This window comes from Streptomyces sp. NPDC046900 (assembly GCF_040644975.1).
Classification (GTDB): Bacteria; Actinomycetota; Actinomycetes; order Streptomycetales; family Streptomycetaceae; genus Streptomyces.
Genome location: NZ_JBEYXD010000098.1, coordinates 22,049 through 28,585, shown reverse-complemented (window position 1 = coordinate 28,585; position 6,537 = coordinate 22,049). Strand labels below are relative to the sequence as shown.

The window sequence follows — 6,537 nt, the reverse complement described above, 5'->3', positions numbered from 1 at the left end:
CCCACAAGGTCAACGGAGACCGAAGGCCCGCATCACGGTCTGTGTGACCGCGTCTCCGGCACTGTCGTGGGCGTGAGCCCGCAGTGAGACGAACTGGGCCTGCTTGGGGGCGGACAGTGCGAACCGGCCGTCCTTTGCGCTGGTGATCTTCCGCCACGTGTGTCCGTCGTCGTAGGACACCTCCAAGGTGACCGCCGACAGGGTTCCGGCGCTGGTGGCGTGGGCGAGGTGGGCGACGGACGCCGCGAGCGTCGCGTTCCTCGCGGCCTTGCCCGCCGCGTTGGTGTCGACTCCGTAGTTGATCTGCATGAGCGGCAGGACTGATGTCTCGTCCCCCGCCGGAGCCTGGGAGGTGAAGTCCCACTCGGTGTGCGTGGTGGAGGAGTACGGGCTCACCGTGCTGTCCCGGCTGGCGTCCAGGACGAGGCGGTACGGCAGCTTGCCGGCGCCCGGTGCGTCAGCCTGCACCATGGTGTTTCCCGAGTTCTGGGCCAGCTGGGTGTCACCCTGGTAGAGCGTGAGGGTGTGCGGCATGCGCTGGTAGTCCATGGACATGCCGACGTGATCCGAGCCGCCCCAGCCGGGGACGTCCAAGGTCAGCCGGCTCCCCGTGCGGGTCGGCGGCTTGTAGTTGTTGTTCAGGTACGGGCGCTCGATGGGCTTGAACCACTGCTGTGTCTGCGTGCTGCCCGCCCGGTACGTGGTGCGTGGCTCGATCTCGAAGAGCAGACCTTCGACGTACGCCTCCTGACCCCAGGAGTATCCGGGCCCGGTGGAGACCCAGTCGACCCGCTGCGAGTTCATCGGCTCACTCGTCATCGTGCCGATGCCCCAGTCCGAGTAGACCGGCCAGTCGAAGCGGAACTCACCGCCGCGCCGAGTCGTGTCGGGGCTGTCGAAGTCGACGTTCACCCGCGCGAGGGTCTTCGGGCCGCCCTGGACGACCATGTGGTCCGGGATCTCGTTGTGCCACGTCCACATCAGGTCGTAGACGTAAGGGCTGACCGGCTGCGAGTCCACGGAGAGCGCCGCCTTGGGAGCTGAGGCCTGGGCGAAGAGCTTCTCGCCCTCGTCCGTGCTCAACAACGCCACGTCGATCCGGGCGGGGGTCTCCTTCCACGGTTCCGGGCTGTAGCTCCGGAACCAGCGCCCCGGTTCGTTGTTCACGACCAGCAGGAGTCTGGCGCCCGCCTCGATCGCCGCGGCGGCCTGGTCGGCGTCGCTGATCGTGTCGTTGCGGCGGACGACCACCGCCTTGCCCCGCGCGTCCACGCCGGCGTAGTCCGCGCTCGTGCCGTCCCCGGCGGCCACGAGCGGGAGCTTGTAGTGACCCTGGGCCAGCGGGGTGACGTCCTGTTGCCGGAGGGCGTCGGTGAACTCGGTGGTCTTGGTGGCGATGGCGAGTGCCGGCTGCTCCTTGCGCCAGCGGGCGCCGAGGTAGAAGTCGCCGTGGGTCACCTTGTGCGTGGTTGGCTGGGCCCAGAGGCTGTCGTAGCTGGTCTGGGTCTCCATGTAGTCGCGCCAGGTGCCACCGCCCATCGAGCGGTTGTACTCAAGGCGTTGGTAGGTCGTCTCGGTCTGCTGCGGCGTGGTCATGTCCACCCGCTCGATCTTCGAGGCGTCCAAGGTGACCGTGGTGTCGTGGTCCATCACGACCTCGGGGTCGCCGAGCAACGCCATCCCCATCGAGTGAGGGCCGTGGACACCCTGTACGTCCTTGAACTCCAGCACTGAGTAGACGTCGTTGGGGAGGAGCATCTGCGCCGTGCCCGTCTCGTCGACGAACAGGAACTCGGGCCCGAACTGACCGGACCGCAGCAACTCGACGACGCCCGACATCGGCTTGCCCTGTGCGTCCTTGAGGACCAGGGTCAGCTTGTGGGCGATGTCGCCCAGCGACACGGCCGTGTGGGTGATGGTCTTCCCCGCCGTGTCGGCCGCGATGACCTGGCCGGTCCAGTGACCGTTCCCCGTCGCTTTGGAGCCGTCGATGATGACCGTGACCTCGGCGGTGCCGTGGGCCGGCACGACGACCTGGGAGGCGGACAACCGGAACATTCCGGCAGGTGCGTTCGGGGCCTGCACGGACAGGTCGAGGGTGACCGGCGAGCCACCCATGTTGGTGTACGTGACCGGACGCGTCACCGCGTCGGACGCGCCCGTCGTCACCTGCCCGGCGAACGCGGTCGCCGAGGCGAAGACCTCGGCGCTGAGTGCCGACGGGACGTCCACCCGGCCGCTGCCCGCCTGGAAGGCGTCGTACTTGGGCGTTTGCTTCGAGCTGCTGACCAGGAGGTCCTTCAACTGGGAGCCGGTCAGCCCGGGGTGCGCCGCCGCGAGCAGGGCCGCGGCGCCCGCGACATGCGGGGTGGCCTGGGAGGTCCCGCTGAAGGTCTGATAGCTGCCCTCGCCGGTCGGCGAGTATTGGGAGCGTGCCGCCAGCACGTCGACGCCCGGGGCGGTGATCTCCGGCTTGAGGCCACCGTCGCCGACGCGCGGACCCTGGCTGGAGAACCAGGCGACGTCGTCCGAGGAGTCGACGGCCCCCACGGTCAGGGCTGCGTCGGCCGCGCCGGGGGAGCCGACGCTGTAGTCCGGGCCCGCGTTGCCCGCGGCGACCACGAACAGCGTCCCGGTCTCGGCGCTCAGGCGGTCGACAGCTGCGCTGAGGGGATCCGTGCCGTCGGACGGCGCCGTGGAGCCGAGGCTCATGTTGACGATGTCCGCGTGCTGGTCCACCGCGGCCCACTCCATGCCGGCCAGCACCCAGGAGTCCTGACCGGAACCCTCGTCGGAGAGCACCTTGCCGATGTGCAGGTCGGCACCGGGCGCGACGCCCTTCTCCTTGCCGTCCGACGCGGCCCCCGTGCCGGCGATGGTGGACGCGACATGGGTGCCGTGGCCATGGCGGTCCGTCACGTCCTCGCCGGGAACGAAGCTCTGCGCGGCTGCTATTCGGCCGACCAGGTCAGGGTGTTCGGCGTCGACGCCGGTGTCCAGGACGGCGACGTCCACGCCCTTCCCGGTGTCGCCGGCCTCCCACGCCTGCGGCGCGCCGATCTGAGAGGTGGACTCCGCGAGATCCGCCTTCACGACCCCGTCGAGCCAGATGTGGGAGATACCCCCGCCGAAGGCTGGTTTGCCGGACGCGGCTGCGGTGGTCCTCGAGCCGGACGCCGGCGCGGAGGTGACAGCACGCCAGAAGTCGGCCGATCGGTCCCGGTCCTCGGACAGGGCGGCACCCTGGACGCTGCCGAGGGCCTTGACCCGGGTGGCGCCCTCGGGGGTTGTGGAACGCAGCCCTGAGGCGGCCTTGCTGTTGTACGAGACGATCAGCGGCAACTGGTCGCGATGTGCGTCGTCGTAGCCGTCCGCGACGAGCCGGCTGATGTCGAACAGGCGCTTGTCCAGCACACCTGCCGCCACGTAGGGGAGAACGGACTCGGGATAAACGTAAAGGTCGCCGTTCGACTCCATGATGCGCGCCTGGGCTTGTGTCCCGGCGGCACCCTGCACATCGACGGTGCCGCCGGCGGCGCCGGACCGCCGTGTGACCACGACGTCACCCGTGATCAGGGTGACCGAGTGGGCGCCCGGGGGAACGTTGCGCTGCGCGGCGGGAGCGGGGGAGTCGGTGGCCGCGGCGTGGGCGGCGGACACGGCGGCGGGCTGTGCCAACGACAGGAGGGCGGCGCCGGCGACGGCGAACACGCTCCAGCGTCTCGGTGATGATCTCAAAAGGATTCCCTGACTGTTCCGTAGGGCCCAGGTCGGCCCCGCAAGCGATTCATGGCTGAAGTGACGGATCGGCGGGGGATGGGATGGCCGACGCTGCGGACCGATGGTGGGGGTTCTGCGATCGCGGCAGCTCGGCGTGGACGATCAGAGTTAAGGCTCGTGAACGGTAGATGTATAGAGCAGACTCGTGTCTGATATCGCCAGCTGGCGAATCGCGCCAACGCCCGGCGTGTTCGGATCAGGCGGAACAGCAGTGCCGTTCGAAACCCTCGGTGGGTGGCTCGACTTGGGAACTGGGCCTCTTGGTCCACAACGGTCTCGGGGCCGCCACCGCGATCAGCGGGTCCGGCGTCCTGACGTCCGCTGTGGTCGGCAATGACACCTGCCCTCGTTGATCACGCCGTCAGTGCTCAGATCCGCAGGAGTCGGTGAGCGGCCAAGTTGGTCCCAGACACCAGCCCTTCTTGCGCGAGAGGCGGGAGTTGTCCACGAGTCCGGTGTGGGCGGTAACTGTTGTGATGTCGGGCATAGGCGTCGAGGCCCTGCCGTGCACGGTACTCGTCGCAGACGGATCCCGAGCCGTGGCCCAGCCGCAGGTGCCTGCCGGGCGCGCTCGACGGGCTCAATGGCTCGGCGGTTCAGGATCGGCAACCCCCGGCCGAGTTGATCCAGGCCGCCGGCCGACTGGTCGCGCCCGGAGGTTCCACCGGCCTACCAGCGCGGCACGACGGGTCAGATCGTCTTGATCAGGCCGCCGTCGACGAGGTACTCCTGACCGGTCATGCTGGCCGCCAGCGGCGAGGCGAGGTAGGCGACCAGGGAGGCGACCTGCTCGGGCTCGACGAGCCGGCCGGACCGGATGCCGGACGCCGCGGCCAGGCCGGCCAGTAGGTCGTCGTGCGAGATTCCCTGCGCGGCCGCGAGGGCGGCGCCGACGCCGTCCGGGGCGGTCCATACCGGCGTGCGGGTCGGTCCCGGGGCGACCGTCGCGACGCGCACGCCCTGGTTCCCGTACTCCTCGGCGAGCGCCTTGCTGAACGCGCTGAGCGCCGCCTTGGCGGTGTTGTAGGGAACCGGGCCGCTGTGCGGCAGACGGGCGCCCACCGAGGAGATGTTGACGATCAGGCCGTGCCGGCGGATCAGGCTGGGGATCGCGGCCCGGCAGGTACGCACCGCGGAGTAGAAGTTCAGGTCGAACGCCTTGTGCCACAACGCGTCGTCGTAGTCGAAGAACGCGCGCAGGTCCGAGGCGTCGCCGCCGCCGGCGCAGTTGACCAGGACGTCGATGTCACCGTGGGCTGCGACGGTCGCCTGCACGAGCTCGCCCGGACCGTCCGGCGTGGCCAGGTCGGCGGTGATCGCGTGTGCGCCGGAGTCGGCGAGTTCGGGCGACACGGTGCGGGCCGAGCCGATCACGTTCGCACCCTCGGCGACGAGCGCCTGGACGATGGCCAGCCCGATCCCGCGGCTGGCCCCGGTCACGAGGGCCGTCGTACCCGTCATTTGCAGATCCATGTTCTGGGACTCCTCTACGTTCGGATGGCCGGCCGGCAACGCGCGCTCAGAAGCCGATGGCTTCGCGGAGCAGCAGGACGGTGGCCCGGCCGGGGTGGGGTTCCGCGTTGAGCACGAGCAGGCGGTTGACCGCGCTGGGCATGCCGTAGACGTCCTGGGCGCGGGCGCTTTCCAGAGGGAGGGCGTGCTCGTCGACGCGGCGCAGCGCCGTGGCCAGGTCGGGTACCACCTTCTGTGCCCCGTTGATCCAGATCGCCTGGGCGGCACCTCCGGCGTAGGCGGGCAGTTGGCTGCCGCTGGCCGAGGCGGCTACCAGCGAACCGGTCTCGGTGAGCGCGGCGACGCTGCCGACGACGTCGGGGCCGGCCAGCAGCCGCCGGATGTCGTCGGCCTGGGTGACGCGGTCCATGGCCACGACTTGAGGCTTGACCGCCTGGTATCGTCCGCCGGCGTTGATGTCCTCGTCGATACCGGACAGGCGCAACGTCTCGCTGGCCGCGGTGAACACGCTGGCCCCGTCGACGATGAGCTCGCCGACCCGGGCGCGGGCCTCGGCGGCGCTGTCCAGGATCTCGACGGCGAAACCGTTGGCCGTCAGCGCGGCGGCGGCTCGTGCGAGGCGGTCCGCGGGGGCCGGCTCGGTGAACAGCGTCTCGGAACTCGGCATGGTCATAGTGCCTCAATAAGGTTGTTTGCACTGCGCGGTGTTGCGTTCTGCGCTGGTGCTCGGTACCCGCTCAGTCGGCCGGGGTCGGGGCGGCGGCCGGGCGGTTGCGGTAGCGCCAGGCCAGCCGGCCGAAGACGAGCCCGCCGGCGAAGAAGTAGGCGTCGGTCGCGCGGCCGGACCACAGCACGGACGCGGACGGGTGGGCCATGCCCGTCGCATCCTCGATCGACAGGCCGGTGATCCCGTCGGGCAGCAGGCCGATCGAGCGGGTCAGGTCGTCGACCAGGCCGGAGGCGCCGCGCAGGGTCAGCAGCGCGCAGCCGAACCAGACAAGGAACGCGGCCAGACGGCGCAGCCGACCGCGCGGCCACCCGCGCGCGATCGCCAGGCAGGCCCACGCCCCGATCGGGAAGGCGGACACGATCGCCACCTCGAAGATCCAGCCGATCACCGAGTGCGGTAGGAGGCCGGGCAGCACGCCGCCGCGCCCGAAGGTTCCGCCGGCGTACCAGTAGACGTGGATGGCGAAGAACACGACGATCCACGCGAGCGCCACGTAGGCCGGCCACGCGAGGCGGTCGTCGGCCCGCCCCGAACGCGAGGGCCCGGCTCGCATG

Annotated in this window: 4 protein-coding genes; all 4 read right to left on the bottom strand. The window is 70.2% G+C overall.

What is annotated here, in order from left to right; translation table 11 throughout:
* Positions 1–9: 9 nt before the first annotated feature.
* The 4 genes from ABZ904_RS43675 to ABZ904_RS43660 all read right to left on the bottom strand — a co-directional run bounded on the left by ABZ904_RS43675 (position 10) and on the right by ABZ904_RS43660 (position 6,536).
* On the bottom strand, positions 10–3,711 hold the full coding sequence (locus ABZ904_RS43675) for a S8 family serine peptidase (RefSeq protein WP_361829685.1): 3,702 nt from the start codon (positions 3,709–3,711) through the stop codon (positions 10–12).
* Between the two features lie 759 nt (positions 3,712–4,470).
* Positions 4,471–5,253 carry an SDR family oxidoreductase gene (locus tag ABZ904_RS43670; RefSeq protein WP_361002976.1) on the bottom strand — a complete coding sequence of 261 codons (783 nt, stop codon included), beginning with the start codon at positions 5,251–5,253 and terminating at the stop codon, positions 4,471–4,473.
* Positions 5,254–5,299: 46 nt separating this feature from the next.
* Entirely contained in the window at positions 5,300–5,920 is a 621-nt protein-coding gene (locus ABZ904_RS43665) for an LUD domain-containing protein (RefSeq protein WP_361829683.1), read from the bottom strand.
* Between the two features lie 70 nt (positions 5,921–5,990).
* Positions 5,991–6,536, bottom strand: coding sequence for a DUF3995 domain-containing protein (locus ABZ904_RS43660; RefSeq protein WP_359408656.1), 546 nt, complete (start codon positions 6,534–6,536; stop codon positions 5,991–5,993).
* Between the last annotated feature and the right edge of the window lies 1 nt (position 6,537).